This window comes from Prevotella falsenii DSM 22864 = JCM 15124 (assembly GCF_000613945.1).
GTDB lineage: Bacteria > Bacteroidota > Bacteroidia > Bacteroidales > Bacteroidaceae > Prevotella > Prevotella falsenii.
Window position 1 is genome coordinate 1 of sequence record NZ_BAJY01000028.1, and the last position, 24,487, is coordinate 24,487.

Genomic DNA, 24,487 nt, shown 5'->3' on the forward strand with positions numbered 1-24,487 from the left:
ACTATTGCATTATTTATATTTCCGTAATCTCTTTTTTCATAATTGCCAACGCCAGATGCGGTTCGAATGTGCTTAGCAATCCCATCGATGCGAAGATGTATTTCTTGTCGAGCATATACTTCGGTGCTTTGGGTTTGGCAAACATTGGGTCGCGCGATGCTTTCTTTTCTGCGCCGCTAAGTATTTTCTTGGGGTCGCTGTTGTTCTTGATAGAACCGCCGATGCCTACTATATAAGGCACGTCGGAAAGGTCTTTCCCCGTCAATGTGAACACTTGACCCATTGGTGTGAAAGCCGGCTCGAAGTATCCGCAGTGCCGTTCTACTGCCACCTTCACGGCGTTGCGTGCCAATCCTTGTTCTATGCGTGCTTCTTCGTCGGTTTGCGGGAGTGTTGCCGGAGCGTCGGCACATCGCTGTATCCAGTTTTCAATTTTGCTTTGCTCAATTCCAAGTTCATCGGCAAACACCTCCATGTTTATCTCGTCTGCCATAGCCGTGAGGCTGTAGCGCATGCCGAGGTCGCCTTCTACAGTGCGTTTGCTGTACGGTTCGGGCAGTCCCTTGGTGATAACTTCGGCTATGGTTGGCTCTCCTTTCGCCATTGAATATATGTCGGTAGTAGCCCCACCGAGGTCTACTGCCATCATATCGCCCATACCGCCATCGCGTCCGTAGCCTTTGCTAAGAAGTTCGCAACCTGTCAGCACTGCCAACGGTGTGGGAATGATGTCGTAACCACTCATTTCCTGAACTCTTGAAAGTCCTTTTGCTTCAATAATTCGGCTGATGAAAAGTTCCTTAATCTTCTGTTTTGCAGGATTGATGTTGATGACATTGAACTGCGGCATTACGTTTTCGGTAATGACACACTTCTTTTTGTTCGATGCCTTGAATATCTCGTCGAGCTCGTAAGAAGCAGTTTTGTTGCCTGCTGCAATGATAGAGAAGTCGCGGTCGATGGCGCACAGTCGTTTGGCATTGGCAATAATGACGTCTTTGTTGCCCCCGTCGGTGCCGCCGCAAAGCAATACCAAGTCGGGATTGATGTCGTAAATCTCCTGCTGTTCGGCTTGCGAGATTTCAAATGAATAGGTCTTTACCACCTTTGCGCCTGCACTCGAAGCTGCCATCTTTGCAGCCTTGGCGGTAAGTTCCGGCACCAATCCGAGTGCAACCATCTTCAAACCTCCCGCAGCACTGCTGCAGCAGAGAAGTCTGTCGTAGGCGAAGTGCCCTATTTGGGCTTCGAGTTGCTGCATGCCGTTGTTAAATCCCTCCATCACATCGGTCTCGATGGTGGTGAAGGCAGCCGCAGTTCCCACAACATCGCCCTTCTCTGTGTCTATCGCCGTCAGCTTCGTGTATGTGCTACCAAAGTCTACAGTAAGGTATTTCATAGGTCAGTCTTCCTTTCCCAAAACTTTATCGAGGTCTTTGATAGAGATTTCGATGTCAGTTCCGGGAGGATATACCTTTGTGAAACCCATTGCGAGGAAACGTTTTTCCACATCTTCAAAATTCTGCTTGCCTACTACGAGGTTGCCGCCTACGAAGATAGGAATGCCTTTCAGTCCGGCTTCGTCGCACTTTTCGCGCAGTCCTTGGCAGTCGATTTCGCCATGACCATACATCGACGATACCAGAATAGCGTCAGCGTTGGTTTCGATGGCAGCTGCGATATATTCTTCTTGCGCCACCATTACACCGAGGTTTACCACATTGTAGTTGTGCTGCTCGAGCGCAAAAGCGATAATCTTGTTGCCAACGGCATGAGCATCAGCACCGATAACGCCGGTTACTACAGTCTTTTTTTCCATAGCAATATAATGTATTTGAGTTAGGTTTTATATATTTTCGTATATTTCTTGCAAACTTACAATCTTAATTTTTAAAAGACAAAGATTTGCCCGATAAAATGCAAAAATTAACAATACTTTGCAATAAATAGTAATCTTGCTTGTTCTGTTTGGCTGTTCAATTGGTGTTTATCGTATTCGGGAGTTGGCAAAAAATATAGGAGCGAGATGTTGTTTCGCTCCTGTATTTTCGTTGCAAACCATTTGCTGCATGGCTTTTCGTTTATGGCAACACCACTCTGTCGCCTGCCTTGATGCCTCGTTTCATGATTTTCCGGTTCGCTTTCATCATGTTCTTCAGGCGTACGCCGTACTGCTGTGAAATGTCGTACAGACTTTCGTTGCTTCTTACCGTATGGTATTGCCTGCCAAAGTTTTCGGGTACGTGGCGTTTCTTCTTTCTCAGCCATACTATTTCGCCCTCGTTCAGCTGTGCGTCTTCGGGTTTCTCGTTGTATTTGGCTAACTTGTGAGCCGATATTCCTATTTCCCTTGCTATGTTGTCATAGGTTTCGCCGGCATGTGCCGTAAGATAGCAGTTTTCGTTGAAAGCACGGAACTGTCGCATACCTGCATACGAGCCGTTCTGTTGCGGTTGGCTTGACTTGTTCCAATCGTTGTTGCCCTTGCCAAGCACCATATTGTCGTATTCGTAAAGCCTGTACAGCTCTATGATGTCTATCAAGCTATAAGCGTAGACGGGGTTGGTGGCGTAGCCGCACGCTTCAGTCCGTGTGCCCAGCCACGGTAGTCCGACTTTGAAAGCAGGAACAGGCTGCTATATCGTTTGCGCTCTCTCAGGAATTTAGAGTGGTCTTCGTAGCTTTCGAGCGGACTGTTGTAAACGCGGAAACATTCGCCCAGTTCGTCGTCGTCGTGCGATATGGAAGGTCCTGTCCAGTCGTGGCACTTTATGCCGAAGTGGTTGTTCGCCACGGTAGCCAATCGGCTGTTGCCGGCTCCGCTTTCCAAAACGCCTTGTGCGAGTGTGATGCTGGCAGGTATGCCGTAGCGTTGCATTTCCCTGATTGCGATATTCTTGTATTTGTTGAAGTAGTTTTGGTAGGCTTGGTTCCAACGTATTTTGGGTCCGGCTATTGCCGAACCAATACTTGCAAGTGCCACCATTATAATGAGTATGTATCGCTTCATATACTTTGTTCGAGAATGAATGAATTGCAAATATAAGGTATTTATGTTGAAGACCAAAGGCAAAAGCTTTAAAAAAGATGAAAAGGGGAGCAGCAGGAAATGAATGGCGACAACTTTTTTCGTAAATGAAAAGAAAAAAAAGCCTACGCTTTCGCAATGCAAAATCGAAATTTTGGCTTTCCGAAGAACTTATTTTTATAAAGTCAAGGCTATATCCAAGTTCTGTATTACGGTCTCTATAGCAATTGCTTTGAACAATAAAAAAAGCCGGACTTTATAAAAAAGCCCGGCCCATTGTTATGATGAGATGTAATTTATCTTATAATTACTTGCCCTCTTCCATCTTCTTCTTGAGGTCGGCGAGAACGTCGAGGTCGCCAAGAGATGTACCTGCGGTAACATTGTTGATTTGTGTTGCAGGTTCAGAGTGCTTCTTGTTATTGCTGCGTTGGCGGCGTGCTTGCTCTTCTTTCGCTTCTTCGAATGTGCGAGAGTGTGAAAGAATGATGCGCTTGGTGTCCTTAACGAACTCGATAACTACGAATGGGAGTTCCTCACCGAGCTGTGCCTGTGAGCCGTCTTCCTTAACAAGGTGCTTAGGAGTTGCGAAACCTTCACCGCCTTCGTTGAGTGTGATAACTGCACCCTTGTCCATTGACTCGGTAATCTTACCGATGTGGGTAGAGCCCGGCGTGTAGATTGATTCGTATGTATCCCAAGGATTGGTCTCGAGTTGCTTATGACCGAGGCTCAAGCGACGGTTTTCCTTGTCGATTTCGAGCACGATAACGTCCATGTTTGCACCTACCTGAGTAAATTCAGATGGGTGTTTCACCTTCTTGGTCCATGAGAGGTCAGAGATGTGAATGAGTCCGTCTACGCCTTCTTCAAGTTCTACGAAGATACCGAAGTTGGTGAAGTTGCGAACCTTAGCTACGTGCTTAGAGCCAACAGGGTATTTTGCTTCGATAGCTTCCCATGGGTCTTCCTTGAGCTGCTTGATGCCGAGAGACATCTTGCGCTCGTCGCGGTCGAGTGTAAGCACTACTGCTTCTACTTCGTCGCCTGCCTTCATGAATTCCTGTGCAGAGCGCAAGTGCTGGCTCCAGCTCATTTCCGAAACGTGGATAAGCCCTTCTACGCCCGGTTGAATTTCAACGAATGCGCCATAATCAGCCATTACAACCACCTTGCCCTTAACGTGGTCGCCCACCTTGAGGTTAGGATCGAGAGCGTCCCATGGGTGTGGAACGAGCTGTTTCAAGCCGAGAGCAATGCGTTTCTTCTCTTCGTCGAAGTCGAGAATAACGACATTAATCTTTTGGTCAAGCTCAACAACTTCGTGTGGATCGTTGATGCGTCCCCAAGAAAGGTCGGTAATGTGAATGAGTCCATCAACACCGCCGAGGTCAACGAATACGCCGTAAGAAGTAATGTTCTTGACAACACCTTCGAGGATTTGACCTTTTTCGAGGTGAGAGATAATTTCCTTGCGTTGTGCTTCAAGCTCTGCTTCGATGAGTGCCTTGTGTGAAACGACTACGTTGCGGAACTCTTGGTTTATCTTAACCACCTTGAATTCCATTGTTTTGCCAACAAATACGTCGTAGTCGCGTATTGGGTGAACGTCAATCTGGCTGCCCGGAAGGAACGCTTCGATGCCAAATACATCAACAATCATACCGCCCTTGGTACGGCTCTTGATGTAACCTTGGATAACAGCATCGGCTTCGAGAGCTTCGTTAATGTTTTCCCAGCTCTTCTGGAGGCGTGCCTTCTTGTGCGAAAGAATAAGCTGACCGCTCTTGTCCTCTTGGTTTTCAACGTAAACCTCAACCTTGTCGCCTACTTTAAGTTCCGGGTTGTAGCGGAATTCCGATGCCGGAATGATGCCGTCGCTCTTGTAGCCGATATTGACTACAACTTCTTTCTTGTCGATAGAGATAACTTCACCTTCAACAACCTGATGTTCTTGAATCTTGTTGAGGGTGTCGTCGTAAGCCTTTGTCAGCTGTTCCTTGTCGCCACCAACGGTTACACCGTTTTCAAAGTCGTCCCAATTGAAGTCTGACAATGGATTAACGTTTTCAAAATTTGCCATAAATGTTTTTAAAAATGTTTTAATTAATAAAGTTAGACTTTATGTGAAAAATTCTCTCAAGGGCACAATATGCCCCTATAAGGGCGCAAAGTTACTAATAATAATCTGAATGTAAGCAAGTTTGGACAATTATTTTTATTCTTTTTCTCTATTCTTTTTCATTTTTTTAGATGCTGTTGAGAAAAACCACACCTATTATATATATGGGCAATAGGTTGCCCGGAGTGTTTTCTGCGCTCTTGCCTTGCTCTGCGGTACCCATTCGTTGGTGATAGCGTATGCCAAGTTTATCGAAACTTTAAATAGGGAATTTCAAAACACAAACCTATTAGTTGCACCTTTATTCTTTCGCGCTTGCATTGAATAGACTGCTTGTGATGGCGAGAAAAATGCCACTGATAAATCGTCCGTATCAGGCGGAAAAGGCAAGAAAAGTGTAAATATTATTCATAAGAATATCTGTTGTGTAACTATCTTGTTATCAACGTATTATAAAACCTATTGTTTCGCGTTCCAAAACCATAGGTTTTGCACGGTAAAAGCGTAGGTTTTACATCGCAAAACCTACGGTTTCGCAATGCCAAATCGAAATTATCATTTTTCTTCAGAATTATCTTTACAAAACTGAATAACTATTGTATCGGTGCAAGGCAGGGCTGCACACGGCAAATCGGTGCGGCGAAAAGAAACTATTTGTGGGGCGGTTTGCTGCAAAATAAACGGTGAATTAAATAACATTTAGCATTTTTCTTTCGTTAATCACATTAAAAATATGTAAGTTTGCAGCAAGAAACATTTAACCTTTAAACCCAAAATTTATGATTAAAGAGTATATAAAGGAAAATCAAGACCGAATACTTGAAGAGCTGTTCAGTCTTATTCGCATACCCAGTGTGAGTGCGCAGCCCGAAAAGCACGGCGCAGACATGATACGTTGTGCCGAGCGTTGGAAAGAGTTGCTGCTGATGTCGGGTGTTGATAAGGCAGAAGTGATGCCTACCGACGGCAACCCTGTGGTTTACGGCGAGAAGATTGTAGACCCTGCTGCAAAGACGGTGCTCATCTACGGGCACTACGACGTGATGCCTGCCGAGCCATTCGAGCTTTGGAAAACCGAGCCATTCGAGCCTGTTGTCAAAGACGGACGCCTGTGGGCGCGCGGTGCCGACGACGACAAGGGGCAGTCGTTCATTCAAGCCAAGGCTTTTGAATATATCGTTAAGAACAATTTGCTGAAGCACAACATAAAGTTCATACTCGAAGGAGAAGAAGAAATAGGCTCGCCAAGTCTAGGCGCATTCTGCGAAAAGCACAAGGAACTGCTCAAGTGCGACGTTATTCTTGTTTCCGATACAAGTATGATTGCCAAAGACATACCGTCGCTCACGGTTGGTCTTCGCGGTTTGGCTTATTGGCAAATCGAGGTTACCGGTCCTAACCACGACCTGCATTCGGGACACTTCGGCGGTGCGGTGGCAAACCCAATCAACGTGCTTTGCAAACTGATAACCGATGTTACCGACAAGGACGGCAAGATACAGTTCCCCAACTTCTACGACGATGTGGAAGAAGTATCGAAGGAAGAGCGTGCCATGGTGGCGCAAATACCTTTCGACGAGGAAGCCTACAAGAAGTCGCTCGACGTTGAAGAGCTCTTCGGCGAGAAGGGTTACAGCACCATAGAGCACACCGGCTTCCGTCCAAGTTTCGACGTTTGCGGCATCTGGGGCGGCTATCAGGGCGAAGGAGCTAAGACCGTAATCCCCTCAAAGGCATACGCAAAACTCTCTTGTCGCCTTGTTCCACACCAAGACCATAAGAAGATAGGGCAGTTGGTGGTAGATTACTTCAAGCGAGTAGCACCCAAAACCGTGAAGGTAAACATCAAGTCGCTGCACGGCGGACAAGGTTACGTGTGCCCAATCGACCTCCCTGCCTACAAGGCAGCCGAGCGTGGGTTCGAAAAGGCATTCGGTAAGCGTCCTATTGCGGCACGCCGTGGCGGTAGCATTCCTATCATTGCGACTTTCGAGGAAATACTCGGCGTTAAGACAGTGCTTATGGGTTTCGGCTTGGAATCGAACCTTATCCACTCGCCAAACGAGAATATACAACTCGATATGTATTGGCAATCCATCGAAGCAGTTATCAACTTCCACTTGGAATACGACAAACTGTAAAGTCCGCCGTTGCCGCTTGATAGTGGCGTCGGTGCACACCGGAAACAGCATACAGCCACAAGGGCATCGCCTTTGTGGCTGTTCTGTTTTCTGTTATTGCTGCCCGACGAGTCGAAAGTTGCACCCATACACCTTATTATATATAGGGGTGAGAGGCGAAAAAAGCGTAAACATTTTTCGCAATCGTTTCTGTTGCGTAACCATCTTGCTATCAACGCTTTATAGAACCTACGGTTTTGGAACGCCAAAGCGATTATATCACTTTTTAACGGAATTATCTTTACAAGATGAAGGCTGTTTTCGAGTTCTACGCTAGAGCTTCTAGAGAATCCTAGTTTTCCTAGGCTTTCTATACAATACAGCTTTTTCTTCAGTGTCAGGGGCGTAATAATATTTTTTATTCTACACCTTATTATATAATATTTTCCAATCTTTTTTGTACCTTTGCAGTCCCAAAGAAAAAACATTTGGAATATAAATCATTAAGCATATAAAAGAAATGAAACCAACATTGTTACTTCTTGCAGCAGGTATGGGCACCCGTTTTGGTGGCTTGAAACAGTTAGAAGGACTCGGTCCGAACGGCGAAACCATTATGGATTATTCTATTTACGATGCCATAAAGGCAGGTTTCGGCAAGATAATCTTCATCATTCGCAAGGATTTTGAGGAGCAATTCCGCAAGCAAATACTCGCAAAATACGAGGGACACATACCCGCTGAGATTGTTTTCCAAAGCATTGACGCTCTGCCCGAGGGCTTTTGCGTGCCCGAAGGCAGAGAAAAACCATGGGGAACAAACCACGCCGTACTTATGGCGAAGGACGTTATCCGTGAGCCTTTCTGCGTTATCAACTGCGACGACTTCTATAGTCGCGATGCTTTCATGGTGATTGGCAAGTTCCTTGCCGACCTTCCCGAAGGTTCAAGAAACAAATACGCCATGGTGGGTTTCCGTGTTGGCAACACCTTAAGCGAGAACGGAACTGTTTCGCGCGGACTTTGCAGCACCAACGAACAAGGGTATCTGACCAATGTCGTGGAGCGCACGAAGATTGAACGCCACGGCGACAAGGTGCAATACATGGAGGAAGACGGCAGCTGGACGACCGTACCGGACAATACACCGACATCGATGAACGTGTGGGGCTTCACCCCCGACTACTTCGAGTACAGCGATGCCTACTTCCGCGAGTTCCTTTCCGACCCAAAGAACATAGAAAACAAGAAGTCGGAATACTACATTCCGATGATGGTAAATAAGCTCATAACCGACGATACAGCCACCGTGGACGTGCTCGACACCACCGGTACATGGTTCGGCGTAACCTATCCTAAAGACCGCGACGGCGTTGTGGCACGCATCAAGAAGCTCATAGCCGATGGCATTTACCCCGAAAAGCTGTTTTAAACGATAAGCGGCCTTACGCTATTTCGATACATTTCCGTATCGAAATAGCCAATACAGTAGAACAATACAGAAACAAATGAACGTAAATTTATTAAGCGACACCGAGGCAGAACAGTTGCGGCAGCTCGTCGCTCAATCGGAACACATCGTTATTTGCGCCCATAAATCGCCCGACGGAGATGCCATTGGCTCTTCCTTGGCGTGGAAAGCTATTTGAAACAAATAGGTAAGACCGACGTAACGGTTTGTATGCCCGATGCCTATCCCGACTTTTTGCAGTGGCTGCCCGGCTCAAATACCATACTGCGCTACGATAAGCACCCCGATAAAGTGCAACAAGCGTTCGACAATGCCGACCTTGTTTGCTGCTTGGACTTCAATCAGTACACACGCGTGGAGGATATGCGACCCACTCTCGAAGGCTGCAAGGCAAAGCGAATACTCATCGACCACCACTTGGAGCCTGAAACCAACAACGCCATAACGGTGTCGAAGCCCGACATGTCAAGCACAAGCGAAATGATATTCTACATCATCAGCCAATTAGGAGGTTACGATGACATGACGAAAGAGTGTGCGCAGTGCATTTATTGCGGCATGATGACCGACACAGGCGGCTTTACCTACAACTCTACACGCCCCGAAATATATTTCGTTATCGGACAACTGCTTTCCAAAGGCATCGACAAAGACAACATATACAACCGTGTCTATCACAATTATTCGGTAAATGCACTCCGTCTGCGTGGGCATATCATCGCCAATAAGATGAAGGTGGTGAACGAATTGCATGCCGCTTACTTCGCGGTAACGAAAGAAGAGATGCGCCGTTTCCATTTTATAAAAGGCGATTTGGAAGGTGTGGTAAACGTACCGCAGCAGATTAAGGGTTTGAAACTTAGCATATCGCTGCGCGAAGATACCGAACGCCCCAACCTTGTGCTTGTTAGTCTGCGGTCGGGCAATGGTTTTCACTGTCAGCCAATGGCAGTTCGGTTCTTCAATGGTGGTGGCCACGCCGACGCTTCAGGCGGTAAGCTCCACTGTTCTATCGAAGAAGCCGAGCAAATAACGCTGAAAGCGATACTCGCTTACCAAGAGGAATTGAGAAAGAAATAAAGTAATTACGTGAGCTTGGTGTAAGAATTACGCCGGTACATTATTTATTGAGATACTTAAAGAAATAACTGATAATGATTTAATGTGCTGATAATCGGAAAGAAGCCGAGCATCTTCGTTCTCAAATTCTTCCACCCAACTCACGTTCTCTTTGAACGAAAAGAAGGCAATAAATACGTAAATATTTTTTGCAGACATAGCTATCGCTTAACCATCTATCCGTCAGCGTGTTACAAAACCTATTGTTTAGTATTCCAAAAGCGTAGGTTTTACAAGGTCAAAGCGTAAGTTTTGCGTTGCAAAACAGCCGCTTTCGCAATGCCAAAACGCAGTTATCGCTTTTTAAACGAATTATCTTTACAAGGTGAAACCGAAAGTCTCTCATTGTTTCACCGGAGTATTTGTTTGGAAAACATCTGCGATATAGCCTATCCAACCTGCTTTCTTATGTCGAAATCACGTAGTAATTGCCTTTTCATCTTAAAAAAACTTGTTAATCATTTGCTATTTCCAAATAAAAAAACTATCTTTGCACACGTTTTGAATATATAAGGTTTCGGTTCTGAAACCTTTACCTCCACAAAATCAAAATTTCGATATAACATACATAAAACTTTATGTTCAGTAAAGAAGAATTATTAGAAAAGGATATTCCCGAATTGGAGAATATCGCAAAAGACCTTGAAGCGGAATACAATAAAACCGACGACAAAGAGTCTATCATCTATGCCATATTAGACAGGCAGGCTATGAATGCCGGCGCATCGCACCCATTGGGCACTGCGAAGCGCAAGCGAACAAGGATAGCAAAGAAAGACCCTGATAAAGTTTATACCGTACACGGAAAGGAAGGAGAGAACTTCGATCTGCAAAAAAATAAACCACAAGGTGTTCCACAGCCAAGTTTGTTTAAGGATATGCCCGACGAACAGCCGGCTGTGAAAGAGGAAGCTGCACCCGTAACAGAGGAAGAAGCTCCTAAAAAGCGTGGACGCAAGAAGAAAGAAGAAACAGAAAAAGCTGTTGCTACTGCTGCCACCGAAGTTCCGGAAGCAGAAACACCAAAGCGCAAGCGCACCACTCAGAAAGCAACAGAAGAACCCCAACAGACCGAAACAGCTGCAGAAGTGCAACCGGAAGCTCCTATCGAAACCCGGATAGCAGCACCTGTTGAGGCTGAAACCCCTGCAGAAGCTAACGCAGAAGCGATTATTCCGGAAGCCGAATTTACACCCGATACTGAGAATACAACCGATGGCGAAGCCACCAACAACCTCATTGAGCAGCTCCAAGCAAAGGTAAATGCACACAACGAGCAAAACGAGGGGGCGGCAAACTTTGCTCCGGACGGTGTCTGGGCAGGCGACCCGGGCGACGGTACAGACTTTATCACAGTGGTAGACATTCCCATCGAAGACCAAGGAATAGTGCCTACATACGATATGTTCGACCGTCCGACCATTTCAAACGACACCAACCAGCCGTCGTTCTATCCTGAAATGGGCATGCAACAAGCAGCTGCGCCTGCCTACGACTTCACCGATATAATCAAAGCAAACGGTGTTCTCGAAGTAATGCCCGACGGTTACGGCTTCCTACGCTCAAGCGATTACAACTATTTGTCGTCGCCCGACGATGTTTATGTGCCTGCCAACCAAATCAAGCAAAACGGTTTGAAAACGGGAGATGTAGTGGAATGCCACGTGCGTCCGCCACGCGAGGGCGAGAAATACTTCCCGCTGACCACCATTGATAAAATAAACGGACGTGTACCGTCGGAAGTTCGCGACCGCGTATCGTTTGAACACCTTACTCCGCTCTTCCCCGACGAGAAGTTTACACTTTGCGGCGACCCACGCACAACCAATCTTTCAACTCGTGTGGTAGACCTTTTCTCGCCAATCGGAAAGGGACAGCGTGCACTCATCGTGGCGCAACCAAAGACGGGTAAAACCATCTTGATGAAGGATATAGCCAACGCCATAGCAGCCAACCACCCAGAGGCTTACCTCATGATGCTGCTCATAGACGAGCGTCCTGAAGAAGTTACCGACATGGCACGCACCGTAAACGCCGAAGTTATTGCATCAACGTTCGACGAACCGGCCGAACGCCACGTGAAAATAGCAGGCATTGTGCTTGAAAAAGCAAAGCGAATGGTAGAGTGTGGGCACGATGTTGTTATCTTCCTCGACTCCATTACGCGTCTTGCACGTGCCTATAATACCGTTGCGCCCGCATCGGGAAAGGTGCTGACGGGTGGTGTAGATGCCAACGCATTGCAGAAACCGAAACGTTTCTTCGGTGCTGCACGTAATATAGAAGGCGGCGGTTCGCTCACCATCATTGCTACTGCGCTTATCGATACAGGCTCGAAGATGGACGAAGTTATCTTTGAAGAGTTCAAGGGAACGGGCAATATGGAGTTGCAACTCGACCGTTCGCTCAGCAACAAGCGCATCTTCCCATCTGTAAACCTTGTTGCATCGAGCACCCGTCGCGACGATTTGTTGCAGGACAAGACCACCATCGACCGTATGTGGATACTGCGCAAGTACATCGCCGATATGAACCCAATAGAAGCAATGAACTCTATTCACGACCGTATGTTGCGCACACGCGACAACGACGAGTTCTTACTGTCAATGAACGGATAAACCTATCGATTATTTATAAATACTTTAAAGAAAGCCATTCCTGTGAAGGAGTGGCTTTTTTGTATTCTGAAAACCGCTATAAAAGCTGTATTTGGCGTGCAGCCGATATAAGTTCTATGCAACGAACTCACGCTTTTGCAACGTAAAATTGTAGTTATCGGTTTTTAACGGAATTGTCTTTACAAAGGCAAGGCTGCTTTTCAGCATCTGCCTCGGGCAACAACAAGTAAATCGTTCCTCATTAACTATAGGCTAAAATGCTTGCAGAAAGTCATCGAATGTACAGAATATTTCTATTGAATTTATATCGGCTGCAGAAGCAAACGATTATTTATAACCGCTTGGTTATCAGATATAAAGTTACAAAAACACTCTTCCTCTGCAACTTTTAAGCATCATTCCCATACCCAACTCAGGTTATTAAATAAAGTTTTTTACACTTTTTGGTGGCTTAAATCCATATTTAATCATTATATTTGCAGTCGTGGAAAAAGTCGCCTATGCGCATTGTGCATTGCTATCTGAATATTTACCGAAAGCGAAAGCACAAGCTGAACTTCAACACACAATAGTATTTGAAAGCCTGAAGAAGATATTATGAACTCGTTAAAAGAGATTTTTAGAATAGGAAAAGGTCCCTCAAGCAGCCATACAATGGGACCGGCGCATGCGGCAGAGATATTTGCCCGGCGAAATCCAAACGCAAAGGCGTTCGAGGTAACGCTCTATGGCAGTCTGGCAGCAACAGGAAAAGGGCACCTTACCGATGTAGCCATTACCGAAATACTGTCGGAAATAGCTCCCGTGGAGATAGTCTGGCAGCCAAAGACGGTGCTGCCCTACCATACCAACGGTATGCGCTATAAGGCATTCGATGCAGAAAAGCAAGTTGCCGACGAATGGGTGGTCTACAGTGTGGGCGGCGGTGCCTTGTCGGAAGGTAAGGGAAAGGACGATATGTTCTACACGTTGCCCGTCTATCAGCTGTCTACAATGAAGGAAATACAGCTGTGGTGCGAGAAGAACGGACGCGGTTTTTGGGAATATGTAGACTACTGCGAAGGCGAACAGATATGGGAATATCTGCACAAAGTATGGGTGGCAATGTGCCATTCGGTGGAAGAAGGACTGGAAAACGATGGAGTTCTGCCCGGTCCGCTGAACCTTTCGCGCAAGGCGAGCAACTATTACATAAAGGCACAGAACTATAAAAGCAGTCTGCAAGCCCGTGGTTTGGTATATGCCTATGCACTTTCGGTAAGCGAAGAAAACGCTTCGGGTGGCACTATCGTAACTGCTCCTACCTGCGGTTCGTGCGGCGTAATGCCGGCTGTGCTCTACCATTTATATAAGGCGCATCAGTTTTCTGAACGCAAAATACTTCGTGCTTTAGCCACGGCAGGGCTCTTTGGCAACGTAGTAAAAGAGAACGCATCTATCTCCGGTGCAGAAGTGGGCTGCCAAGGCGAAGTAGGTGTGGCTTGTGCCATGGCATCGGCAGCAGCGTGCCAGCTGTTTGGCGGCACACCCTCGCAGATAGAATATGCAGCAGAAATGGGATTGGAACACCATTTGGGCATGACGTGCGACCCGGTGTGCGGTTTGGTGCAAATACCATGTATAGAACGCAATGCGTTTGCAGCCTGCCGGGCACTCGACGCTCAACTCTACGCCAACTTCAGCGACGGTCGCCACCGCATTTCGTTCGACAAAGTGGTGCGTGTAATGAAACAAACAGGGCATGACCTGCCATCGCTCTACAAGGAAACCAGCGAGGGCGGCTTGGCACACGACTTTGAATGGTAAGGCAGAAACACTGACTAACGTTGAGTTCGATATAAGAATTACGCCGGTATATTATTGATAAAGCTACCTAAAGAAAGAGTTGATGATGGTTTAATGCACTTATAATCAAGAAGAAATGAAGTATCTTCGGACTCAAATCCCTACACCGAACTCACGTTATTCATAAACGTTTTCGTTCAGCCAAATGAGCAATGCCAAATTTACTTGAGCATTGCCATGGCGAGAAAACGCACCTTTCGAGGAACGAGAAAAGAACGTTTTCGTTCAGCCAAATGCGCAATGCCAAATTTATTTGGGCATTGCCATGGCGAGAAAACGCACCTTTCGAAGAACGAGAAAATGACGAAAAGAAGGCAATAAAAACGTAAATATTTTTCGCAAGCGTAGCTGTTACGTAACTATTTATTTATCAACGCATTACAAAACCTATTGTTTGGCATTCCAAAACCGTAGGTTTTGCACGGTAAAACCGTATGTTTTACAACGCAAAACCTACGGTTTCGCAACGCCAAAGCGATTATATCACTTTTTAACAGAATTATCTTTACAATATTAAACCGAAAAACGCTCACTGCGTCATTGGCGAACTTGCTTAAAAACATCTGCGAGATGCCTGTCTGTTCTGCTTTCTTCTGCCAAATTCACGTACAGATTACAGTTTGCAAGAAACAAAAAAAGAGAGTGTACCGAATACTGAATTGACGTATTCCGATACACTCTCTTTGTGTATATATCTTTATAAAATGTCTGCAACTACATATTCCGAGCGTGTTCCAATCCTGAATTTGCCGCCCCAGATGCCGATACCCGACGATACATAATACTGTGTGTTACCCTTTTGCAACGGACCAAATGCCTTTTCGTAGATAGAATCTTCAATCCAACTGATGGGCCAAACCTGTCCGTGGTGCGTATGTCCGGACAACTGGAAATTGATGCCTGCCTGCTGCGCTTCCTCCAAATGATAAGGCTGATGGTCTAAAAGTATGGTGTAATAACCGCGCGGAACAGTCTTCATAAGGTTCTTCAAGCCAGACCTGCGCATATTCGTGCGGTCGTCTCGTCCCACCACAAGCAGCGTGTCGCCACCCTCTAAGGGTATAAGCGCATGGTCATCAATCAGCAAATGAATGTTTGCCTCCTTGTAAAACTCCTTTGCACGCAGTTCTCCACTGTAATATTCATGGTTGCCAAGACAAGCATATACCGGTGCTTTCAACCTGTTGAATTCTGCAGCCATACCCTGTTCTGCCAGTGCGCGAATGCTCCCGTCGATGATGTCGCCGGCAATAAGGATTGCTTCGGGCTTCTCTGCATTTACCTTATCCACCCACTTCCGGAATTCGTCAGTGCGATTATGATACCCCAAATGCAGGTCGGTCAGCATCACGACACGATGCTTATGCTGCATCAGTCCTCCTGTATTTAACGACAATTCGACACGTTCCTTATGCAAATAGTTCTGATAACCATAGATGAACAAGCCCAAAATAACAACAAAAACCGAAATTGTTCCGCTCCAACTATTATGAAGGAAAGACTTTGGAACAAGATGAATAAGCCTTCCGAAGTCAAGTACAAGGAAAAGCATCACCAAGTATAAGCTTATAAAGATGGACGAATTGCCCACCTCGTACAGCGTAATTGCCACCGGCATCGGACTTTTATCTAAGAAAAAGTTGGCAAAAATGCAGACTGCACATAGCAGCATGACACCTACTACAACCCATTTGCCAACAAAACTGAGGGGCAACAACTGCCATATATGCCAACTAACATATCCGTATCCTACTGACAGGATAAGGAAAAACACTATTATAAAAACTAAATTCATACCTTAAACTCTTTTTATTTTATTCTTTATTGCTTTGTCAAACAAACATTATGCCGAAATAATTGATGCCGAACAACGATGGCATACCGTAAATAAAAAAACTTCGATGCACCCGATAAGATAAGTTATCGATGTATCGAAGTTCTTTTTTATCTTTCTTTTAAAACCTTATTAAATCCTTAAAAACTTCTTTACCTTATTATAATACTGTTGCGTTTTGCTATTGCTGAAGTTTATTCCACCGTGCCACATGCGAATGGCTCTTTCGATATTGTTGCCTACATTGTAGCGCGATTGAAACAGAACGAACATCTCTCGCGACTTATTCGGACTAAAACGGTCGGCAAGCGTATAACGTTTCTTGCTGCCTTTGCTCTTCAGTATGCTGTTACATTCGGTAACAATACCTTTCGAAATCTGCAAAATACCGGCATGTGGTCCGTTCACAGCCTTTGCATTTCCTTTGCTTTCTACATGCATGATAGCGTCCATCACGGGTCGCCAGTCAAAATTTCCAATCCCTATGGCTGTCCCTGCACTCGCAGAGCTTGTTGCCAAAATCATTAAAAATCCTACAATTAATACTCTTAAAATTCTCATTACATCTAATTTTCCGAAACCTATGAACTTGCCATAAGATAGGCAAATCAGCGGTAAGACGGGCGTGAGAATCGGCGCGCACATACCTCGGTTTCATATTAACGGGGGCAAAGGTACGAAAATAATGCCTGATAATCAAGTTATTAAGTATTACTTAACAAATTTACATATGCAAACGCTTGTATCATAAGCTTTGTTTAAAAACCTTAAACCGCTTGGTTTTTTCAATAATTATAATTCTTTACATTCATTTTGTGCAGTATTTTGTAGAAAGTAAATTTTGCCAATTGCAAACTTTGCTGTATCTTTGCATAAGATTTAGCTGCACTCGGCAAATTGAAAGTAAACTTTCTTTGCCCTCGTTGGCAATATCTTTGCATAAGATTTAGCTGCACTCAGCAAATGAAAATAAATTTTCTTTGCCCTCGTTGGCAATATCTTTGCATAAGATTTAGCTACACTCGGCAAATTGAAAGTAAACTTTCTTTGCCCTTGCTTGTTGCATCTTTGCAATCAATTTATTGGCTCCGTAGCTTAGCTGAATAGAGCGCAGGATTCCGGTTCCTGAGGTCATGGGTTTGAATCCCATCGGAGTCACAGAAAAGGGGTACTTCGGTATCCCTTTATTTGTTAGTTAAAAGTTCTTCGTAAATACAATTACTTTCTCATTGATTTATTGTTTCAGGCAGATTATGCAGGTTTCAACATTGTATTTTTGAGGTGGTTGAGGACTTCCGATAAAAGTATAATGGCTTTTATTGGCAGTACATTTGCTTTTTCTTATATTTGCACTGAAATCAGTTAAGTATGTGTAAATACTTGCAAAGAAACAGAAGGTACTTACCGGAAATAAACAAGTAGTAGTATGATGATATGCGAAGAATGTTACACGAACGAGAGTAGGATTACGCCATTGCTTAATCCTTTAGATTGCCTGACACACCACACGCAGTATATATGTGGCACTTGTGGCAGGTGTATCTGCATAGAATACGACCTCAAGCGAAGATTGCAGAGGTGGAACTTTCCATTTAGGTCGGCAGAAATTGCACGACTGTATCTGCGTACGGCAGACTACACGATGAAAAAGCCCTGTGGAATTTACGAAATAAAGGACGGAAGGGGCAGATGTTCCTACAAAATCTTTGCAGACAAGCAGGATTTAGAGCTGTATTTAAAAAAGAATAAAGGAAAGACTTGCAACGCAATGAGCCCACTTTTCAGCATGGAGGAATACAAGGAATTTGCGAATACGCAGGTGAGACAGCTCACCGCAGAGGAAGCAAGGCAGTATCTTGCAGAACGATAGCCAAGAGGCGGTAAGCCGCTATGGGAGATACCGACAAACCCGAAATAGGGAAGAGGGTAACGAGAATGGTGCCAAACTGCAACCACCACGGGCTTGATACTATTCCCTTTCATGAATAACGATAAAATAGATTATGGGTTTGCAATTGTTTAAACCTCAATCGGTGATTAGGACGCTAATGCCCGATTGGGGTTAAAGATTATAAAGTTTTTGTCTGAGTATTATCTTTTTTGTACCTTTGTACTTCAGTATGGTAAAGAAAGTAATTAAGTTTGCGAAATGGATAGCAGCAATGCTGTTTGCTTCTACAATATTAGGTGTGGTGGCTTATCGCTTCATACCCGTTTATTTTACGCCCCTGATGTTTTCTCGTTGCTTCGAGCAGATAATGAACGGTGAGAAAATAAAGTTGTACCACGAATGGATTTCTTTAGAAGAAATGCCAAAATCGATGCCCGTTGCTGTAATAGCGAGCGAAGACCAGCGTTTTCTCAGCCACCACGGCTTCGATTATAAAGCGATAGAACAAGCCGCCAAAGAACATATAAACGGCGGAAAGAAACTGCGAGGAGGTTCTACCATTTCGCAGCAAACAGCCAAGAACGTGTTCTTATGGCAGGGGCGTTCTTGGCTGCGCAAAGGTTTAGAAGCCTATTTTACTTTTCTTATTGAGTTGTTTTGGAGCAAGGAACGCATTATGGAAGTTTATCTGAACTCCATAGAAATGGGCGATGGCATTTATGGCGTACAGGCTTGTGCAGAGAAAAACTTCGATGTAGACGCCAAAAACCTGACGCGGTCGGACTGCGCCTTAATTGCTGCAACGCTGCCCAACCCACGAAAGTTCTCATCGAAATCGCCGGGACCGTATATGCGGAAGCGTCTAAAACAGATAGAAACCCAGATGAAACACATACCTGCATTCCCATAAAACAAGTAAGAAAGGATTATATATTATTGCAATGCAAGAGAATACGGAAGAAAAGATAGAAGAACTGTTGTCGCAATTAAACAAAAATCAGCGCGAGGCAGTGGAGTATTGCAACGGTGCATCGTTGGTGATTGCAGGGGCAGGGTCGGGCAAGACGCGTGTTCTTACCTACAAAATTGCTTATTTAATAATGTATGGCGTCTTGCCCTATCGCATTCTTGCGCTTACCTTCACCAATAAAGCTGCCCGCGAAATGAAGAGCCGTATCGGTTCGTTGGTGGACTACGAGAAGGCAAAACAACTGTACATGGGTACGTTCCACTCGGTTTTCTCTCGCATTCTCAGAGCAGAAGCACAGCATATAGGCTACAACAGTAATTTTACCATTTACGATGAGAACGACTCCCGTTCGCTTTTAAAATCCATTATCAAGGAATTGGGCTTGGACGACAAGAAGTATAAGCCTGCCACGGTGCACAATATCATCTCAATGGCGAAGAACCGGCTTATCACGGCAGATGCCTACGCCAACGATAAAGCTATCCGGGACCGAGACAGAAATATGAAACTGCCTGCCATTTCGCAGATATACACAGCCTATCAGGCACGCTGCCGACAGGCAAATGCAATGGATTTCGACGACTTGTTGGTAAATACGTTTCGCTTGTTTAACGATAATGCCGACATTTGCAATAAGTATGCTGAACGCTTCCAGTACATTCTTGTCGATGAGTATCAAGACACGAACTATGTACAGGTGGCGATTGTGGAACTCTTGGCTGCGCAACACCGGCGTGTTTGTGTGGTGGGCGACGACTATCAGAGTATTTATTCGTTCCGTGGAGCTAACATTGACAACATTCTCGACTTTCAAAATAAGTTCGACAACGTGCGGATTTTCAAGCTGGAACGAAACTATCGGTCTACTCAAAAGATAGTGGAAGCTGCCAATTCGCTTATGAAACACAACGCCCGACAGATACCGAAAGACGTTTATTCTGAAGAAAGCGAAGGAGCAAAAATAAGTTATCGACCTTGTTACAGCGACAAGGAAGAGGCTATGGTCGTAGTGAAAGAAATAAGTAAGCTAAAGCGTTCGCAATCGTTTGATTATGACAGCTTTGCCATTCTTTATAGAACCAATGCTCAAAGCCGTAGTTTTGAGGACGAGCTACGTAGGGCTTTAATTCCTTATAAGATATATGGCGGACTGTCGTTCTATCAGCGCAAGGAGATAAAAGACATTATAGCTTACTTCCGTTTGGTAGCTAATCCGAACGACGAGGAGGCTTTTAAGCGCATCATAAATTATCCTGCACGCGGAATTGGCAATACAACATTGCTGAAAATCATAGACTGTACCAACAAGAACGAAGCGAGTTTGTGGGACGTAGTGGGCGATGCGCAGCATTACGGATTAGATGTGAACAAGGGAACAGCGACGAAACTGGTCGGTTTTGTTGATTTAATCAACGACTTTATTCGTCGATTGGCTATTTCAGATGCCTATACTTTGGGCTCGGAAATAATAAAAGAGAGTGGTATTTCCGCCGATTTGGCACAGGGAACAGCACCGGAAGACGTGTCGCGACGTGAAAACTTGGAGGAACTTCTTGCAGGAATACAAGCGTTTGTGGAGGAAAGAAAGGAGGAAGGACGCGAAGACGAAACCTTCTTGACCGACTTTTTGCAGGAGGTGGCACTCTATTCGGACCTCGATAAGAAGGACGACGACAGCCCCAAAGTGTCGCTTATGACCATTCATTCTGCCAAAGGATTGGAGTTTCCCGTAGTGTTTGTGGTTGGTTTAGAGGAGAATATCTTCCCCAACGCAATGGCTGCAAGCTCTCGCCGTGAGATAGAAGAAGAACGCCGGCTGCTTTATGTTGCCATTACGCGTGCCGAACGGTTCTGCTTTCTTACCAATGCGAAAAACCGTTACCGCTTCGGTACAATGCAGTTTAACAATCCGAGCCGCTTCCTGAAAGACATTGACGATGCCTATATAGAAACCGAAAGCGAACTATCGGTAGGCGGAGGTGGCAGAATGCCTTGGGATAAGCCTACACGGACAGCCGATGGCAGAACTCAAATCCTGTCGCAAGTCAGTTTAAAGCCGACCCTAAGCCCAAGATTACCGCACGGAAGACACCCGAACGTGCCGCAGGCCCTCTGTCGGAACGCACCAAGCAGCGACTAATGAGCGAAGGAGGAAACTTCAAAAGATTGTCGGCAGCAATCTCAAATGGGGGCAGACAATATGCAGCACATTCTCAATCTACGGCTTCCAACGTTGTTGCAGGGAACGGACTTACAGTTGGCGCAACCATCGAGCACCAACGTTTCGGCATAGGTGTAGTAGAAGCGATAGAAGGAACAGGCGAAAATGCAAAAGCAACCGTAACCTTCCGCAATGCAGGAACAAAACAGTTGCTTCTGAAGTTTGCCAAATACAAATTATTATAGGCAGGTTATAAAAACGACTTTATAGGATTTTTGCCTTTTATTAGGGTTTCTAGAAATTCTAGTTTTCATAGAAATCATAGGCAAGATTGCTGTTTCTTCGCCGTAGGAGGCGTGGTAAACCACGCCCTTACCTGGCAACGTGCACTATAAAACCTATACTTCTGCGAACAGAAGATGTTTTCAGCAACAGCCTTGAGCGTTATCATCGTCCGCAGAGTTGGCGATATGGGCAGAGAATACACATCTTTAAGTCGGCTGTTGGTTCGAATGTTTCTTTCACAAATATCTCTTCTAATTTGTTTTTCAAGAAGTTATCGAAATCATCAGCATACACCATGGCGTTCGTAATGGGCTTTCCGCCCAAGGTAAGTATAGGCGAATAGTCGTCGGCATTGGCGTGTTGAATGAAGAGCAATGCCGGACTAACGTGTTTATGGTTGGGGTTGTTGTCTGCATCTTCGGTCTGTTCGATAATGCTGTATAGCACTGCTTGGAAGATGTAGTCGCTCTTGTCGGTCAGTATTTTCTTTGAATCGAATATGGCTTCGACGTCTTTAAGTTGCCCTGCCACCTTGTTACCCGTCTTGTAATCGACTACACGGAGCTGTTCTTGTGCCGTGCCTAACTTTACTTCGTCTAAGCGGTCGATGCGTCCTCCCACCGAAATGGCTTTCTTCTTGCCGTTTACATCAATCGTTATGGTTTTGTAAACATCGAACTCGTGGCGTATTACACGCAATGGAGCGGTGCGCGCATCGATGCGAAGAAGCTGGCGAAGAAACTTCTCAATCACCTCTTGATTGATGAGTTGGAGTCCGTTCAGCTTCGGGTGTTTGGTACTACCGGGCTTCTGAAGGAATAGTTCTTGCGCGAAAGCCTCGCTCACAACATCGCTCATTGTAGCGGTTGCATTGCCTGTTGTGGGCGACTGTGCCGACTTTCCGGTCTTTAAAACATACTCAATATTCTCTCTTGTGATGACCTCACGAGGCAGAAGACGCTCGTACATCAGTTGGGCTGCGCAGTGGAAAATGTTGCCAAAGACACGTCCGTCCACATCGTCTTCGTCGTTGTCGTCGCTTTCCAGCAGTTCAGCCACATACTTATAATAGAACTTAAGTTGGCAGCTTTGGTAGGTGTTGATGGCAGTCGGCGAGAAGTAAGAAATATGATTGAGCTTGTTTAGCACAACTTCGTCCTTGCCGATTATCGGTGTTGTCAGCTGCATAGGCTCTTGTCCGGCTTGCAGTGCCCATTGTTTAATGTTGAGTTTGCTCTCCACCAACAGCTGCAACATAAAGCGACTCATCTCTCCGGTCTTCGTTCCTTGGGTGGAATTGTTGTAGAGTAGCGTAACGTGTTTGGCGCGTTGCAACAGCCGATGGAAGTAGTAACTGAAAATGGCGACCTTGTTATCGATGGTGGTAAGGCCGTAAGCCTTTCTTACGAAATGCGGAATGAACGATACATCGTTTACACCTTTGGGCATATTTCCCTCGTTACAAGAAAGCAGCAGTACGTTGTCGAAGTCGAGATTGCGTGTTTCCAGCACACCCATTATCTGCACTCCGCGAGCCGGTTCGCCATGGAAAGGAATGCTTGTTGAGGCGATAAGCTGACTGAACAAACGGCGGAAGATAACGAAATCGACTATCAAATCGCCTTCTTTCATCAGTTCCAAGAGTTTGTTCAAGAGTGTGTACATACGGAAAGTAGACTCTTGGAACAGCTGGTCATCGTTTTCTGTACCGTTGATTGCAATTGTTCTGACCATGTCAGATAGCCATGCTACCAATGCTGTTACAGGTGTGCCCACGTGTTTTAGGCGTGTGCGTTCCACCTTTATATAATATTGCTTTTCCGCTTTCAGTTCTGCAAGCAGGTTGGCAGCATCTATATTGAGGTATTTTCCGTAGGGGTGGCGCAACACGTGCGACAGATGTTGCAGTCGGTAAGCACCTTCTTGTACCGAATAGCCCTCTGTCTGAAGTGCTATGAGCTGCCAAACCATAGAGGTAATAGGCGTTTGCGAAAGTGGGTAGCCGGTTGTAACGTTCAGCAAATCGACCTCTGTCGGTATGCAGTGGATAACGGTTTGCAACAACGCTTCGTTGCACATAACCACTGCTGTGCGCTTTCCGGCTTGGTAACGGTTGTTTTCGAGCAACCATTCCGATATGTAGCGAGCCTGCAAATTCTCGGTGGGTGCCGAGATATAACGCACTTCTTTCTCTTGTTCAAAACAATTGTAGAGCTTGTTTTCTGCATCAAATTCGTTGGGAAACTTGTCGAACCACTTGTTGATATAGATACCTGCTTCGTTTGTTGCCTTCAGGTAATAGTGGTCGTAGTCCCAGTAAAAGCGTGCTTTACCTTCTTTCTTTAATGCCAAGAAGAGTTTTTGTTCAACTTCTTGCAAGACATTGAAACCCACAAAAACATAGGTATCGTAGCGATTGGGAATACTGTTTCGCTCTATAACATCGCGATAGAGCATACCCTCGTAGGCAAGTTCTTCGGCTTGCAGCTTCGCCTTGAAGTCGGAATAGACGTCGTAGAGCTTGCTCCACAAACTGAGAAAGCGTTCTTTCAGCACACTCGAATCGCCTGTGAAGTTGGCAAAAAACCGGCTCAGTTCGGCTTTCTGTGCTTCGGTAAGATAGTCTATTGCGTCTAATTCGTGCAAATCGCGAATGTTACGGAACACCTTATCGGCGTCTGCCATATTCTTGTCTATGTCGTCGAAATCTGCTAAAAGCAGCTGTCCCCAACCGTAAAAGTCGTCAAGAGTTTCGTTTCTGCCTGTCTTTTCTATGTATGCTTTGTACAGAACGCAAAGACTTTTTATAGGGTCGGCTACGGTAAGGTCAGACTGTTGTCGAAACAATTCGGAGATAGTGATGTACGACGGACTCCAAATAGGACCGTCGGAAAGTTTTGCCAACTCTTGATTAAGGAACAAAGAAGCTCTCTTATTCGGAAAGACAATGGCTATATGAGCTAAGTCGTTGCCATATTTTGCGATTAAATCTCTTGCTACTTCTTGCAGGAAAGTATTCATAT

The 24,487-nt window shown here is 45.4% G+C and carries 12 protein-coding genes, 1 tRNA gene and 3 pseudogenes; 9 read left to right on the forward strand and 7 right to left on the reverse strand.

Features of this window, described 5'->3' with window-relative positions:
- Positions 1-13: 13 nt before the first annotated feature.
- The 4 genes and pseudogenes from glmL to rpsA all read right to left on the reverse strand — a co-directional run bounded on the left by glmL (position 14) and on the right by rpsA (position 5,111).
- Entirely contained in the window at positions 14-1,399 is a 1,386-nt protein-coding gene (gene glmL, locus JCM15124_RS09765; protein ID WP_024999287.1) for a methylaspartate mutase accessory protein GlmL, read from the reverse strand.
- Positions 1,400-1,402: 3 nt separating this feature from the next.
- Positions 1,403-1,819 (reverse strand): methylaspartate mutase subunit S, encoded by a 417-nt coding sequence (glmS, locus tag JCM15124_RS09770; RefSeq protein WP_004364137.1) that lies wholly within the window; start codon positions 1,817-1,819, stop codon positions 1,403-1,405.
- A gap of 262 nt (positions 1,820-2,081) precedes the next feature.
- Positions 2,082-3,010, reverse strand: a pseudogene (locus JCM15124_RS14030) (glucosaminidase domain-containing protein).
- 325 nt (positions 3,011-3,335) lie between these two features.
- The gene (rpsA, locus tag JCM15124_RS09780) at positions 3,336-5,111 is read right to left on the reverse strand and encodes a 30S ribosomal protein S1 (RefSeq protein WP_024999288.1); all 1,776 of its coding nucleotides are present in this window, start codon (positions 5,109-5,111) and stop codon (positions 3,336-3,338) included.
- 818 nt (positions 5,112-5,929) lie between these two features.
- On the opposite strand from rpsA, the gene JCM15124_RS09790 reads away from it, so the two are divergent.
- The 5 genes and pseudogenes from JCM15124_RS09790 (at position 5,930) to JCM15124_RS09825 (ending at position 14,284) form a co-directional block, all read left to right on the forward strand.
- Positions 5,930-7,291 (forward strand): dipeptidase, encoded by a 1,362-nt coding sequence (locus tag JCM15124_RS09790; RefSeq protein ID WP_024999289.1) that lies wholly within the window; start codon positions 5,930-5,932, stop codon positions 7,289-7,291.
- Positions 7,292-7,790: 499 nt separating this feature from the next.
- On the forward strand, positions 7,791-8,702 hold the full coding sequence (locus JCM15124_RS09795) for a nucleotidyltransferase family protein (protein ID WP_024999290.1): 912 nt from the start codon (positions 7,791-7,793) through the stop codon (positions 8,700-8,702).
- Between the two features lie 76 nt (positions 8,703-8,778).
- Positions 8,779-9,821: pseudogene (locus JCM15124_RS14035) on the forward strand (DHH family phosphoesterase).
- Positions 9,822-10,438: 617 nt separating this feature from the next.
- Entirely contained in the window at positions 10,439-12,478 is a 2,040-nt protein-coding gene (gene rho, locus JCM15124_RS09810; RefSeq protein ID WP_024999291.1) for a transcription termination factor Rho, read from the forward strand.
- 597 nt (positions 12,479-13,075) lie between these two features.
- Positions 13,076-14,284, forward strand: coding sequence for an L-serine ammonia-lyase, iron-sulfur-dependent, subunit alpha (locus tag JCM15124_RS09825; RefSeq protein WP_024999292.1), 1,209 nt, complete (start codon positions 13,076-13,078; stop codon positions 14,282-14,284).
- Between the two features lie 736 nt (positions 14,285-15,020).
- On the opposite strand, the gene JCM15124_RS09835 is transcribed toward JCM15124_RS09825, so the two are convergent.
- Both JCM15124_RS09835 and JCM15124_RS09840 read right to left on the reverse strand, forming a co-directional pair.
- Positions 15,021-16,118, reverse strand: coding sequence for a metallophosphoesterase (locus JCM15124_RS09835; RefSeq protein WP_024999293.1), 1,098 nt, complete (start codon positions 16,116-16,118; stop codon positions 15,021-15,023).
- A gap of 171 nt (positions 16,119-16,289) precedes the next feature.
- Complete coding sequence (locus tag JCM15124_RS09840; protein WP_036885342.1) at positions 16,290-16,718, reverse strand: lysozyme family protein; 429 nt, start codon at positions 16,716-16,718, stop codon at positions 16,290-16,292.
- Positions 16,719-17,241: 523 nt separating this feature from the next.
- On the opposite strand from JCM15124_RS09840, the gene JCM15124_RS09850 reads away from it, so the two are divergent.
- From JCM15124_RS09850 to JCM15124_RS14045, 4 genes and pseudogenes are all read left to right on the forward strand, one after another.
- Positions 17,242-17,315, forward strand: a tRNA-Arg gene (locus tag JCM15124_RS09850).
- 268 nt (positions 17,316-17,583) lie between these two features.
- Positions 17,584-18,027, forward strand: coding sequence for a hypothetical protein (locus tag JCM15124_RS09855; protein ID WP_232220155.1), 444 nt, complete (start codon positions 17,584-17,586; stop codon positions 18,025-18,027).
- Between the two features lie 250 nt (positions 18,028-18,277).
- Positions 18,278-18,958: a monofunctional biosynthetic peptidoglycan transglycosylase gene (mtgA, locus tag JCM15124_RS14040; RefSeq protein ID WP_036885337.1), complete on the forward strand. Its 681-nt coding sequence runs from the start codon at positions 18,278-18,280 to the stop codon at positions 18,956-18,958.
- Between the two features lie 31 nt (positions 18,959-18,989).
- A pseudogene (locus JCM15124_RS14045) lies at positions 18,990-21,424 on the forward strand (ATP-dependent helicase).
- A gap of 202 nt (positions 21,425-21,626) precedes the next feature.
- On the opposite strand, the gene JCM15124_RS09870 reads toward JCM15124_RS14045, so the two are convergent.
- A complete protein-coding gene (locus tag JCM15124_RS09870) occupies positions 21,627-24,485 on the reverse strand; it encodes a PD-(D/E)XK nuclease family protein (RefSeq protein ID WP_024999296.1) in 2,859 nt (952 codons plus the stop codon).
- Between the last annotated feature and the right edge of the window lie 2 nt (positions 24,486-24,487).

What these genes read in the sequence shown, in the direction of transcription:
- glmL (WP_024999287.1), bottom strand. Translation starts at nt 1,399, where the DNA reads ATGAAATACCTTACTGTAGACTTTGGTAGCACATACACGAAGCTGACG.
- glmS (WP_004364137.1), bottom strand. Translation starts at nt 1,819, where the DNA reads ATGGAAAAAAAGACTGTAGTAACCGGCGTTATCGGTGCTGATGCTCAT.
- rpsA (WP_024999288.1), bottom strand. Translation starts at nt 5,111, where the DNA reads ATGGCAAATTTTGAAAACGTTAATCCATTGTCAGACTTCAATTGGGAC.
- JCM15124_RS09790 (WP_024999289.1), top strand. Translation starts at nt 5,930, where the DNA reads ATGATTAAAGAGTATATAAAGGAAAATCAAGACCGAATACTTGAAGAG.
- JCM15124_RS09795 (WP_024999290.1), top strand. Translation starts at nt 7,791, where the DNA reads ATGAAACCAACATTGTTACTTCTTGCAGCAGGTATGGGCACCCGTTTT.
- rho (WP_024999291.1), top strand. Translation starts at nt 10,439, where the DNA reads ATGTTCAGTAAAGAAGAATTATTAGAAAAGGATATTCCCGAATTGGAG.
- JCM15124_RS09825 (WP_024999292.1), top strand. Translation starts at nt 13,076, where the DNA reads ATGAACTCGTTAAAAGAGATTTTTAGAATAGGAAAAGGTCCCTCAAGC.
- JCM15124_RS09835 (WP_024999293.1), bottom strand. Translation starts at nt 16,118, where the DNA reads ATGAATTTAGTTTTTATAATAGTGTTTTTCCTTATCCTGTCAGTAGGA.
- JCM15124_RS09840 (WP_036885342.1), bottom strand. Translation starts at nt 16,718, where the DNA reads ATGAGAATTTTAAGAGTATTAATTGTAGGATTTTTAATGATTTTGGCA.
- JCM15124_RS09855 (WP_232220155.1), top strand. Translation starts at nt 17,584, where the DNA reads ATGATGATATGCGAAGAATGTTACACGAACGAGAGTAGGATTACGCCA.
- mtgA (WP_036885337.1), top strand. Translation starts at nt 18,278, where the DNA reads ATGGTAAAGAAAGTAATTAAGTTTGCGAAATGGATAGCAGCAATGCTG.
- JCM15124_RS09870 (WP_024999296.1), bottom strand. Translation starts at nt 24,485, where the DNA reads ATGAATACTTTCCTGCAAGAAGTAGCAAGAGATTTAATCGCAAAATAT.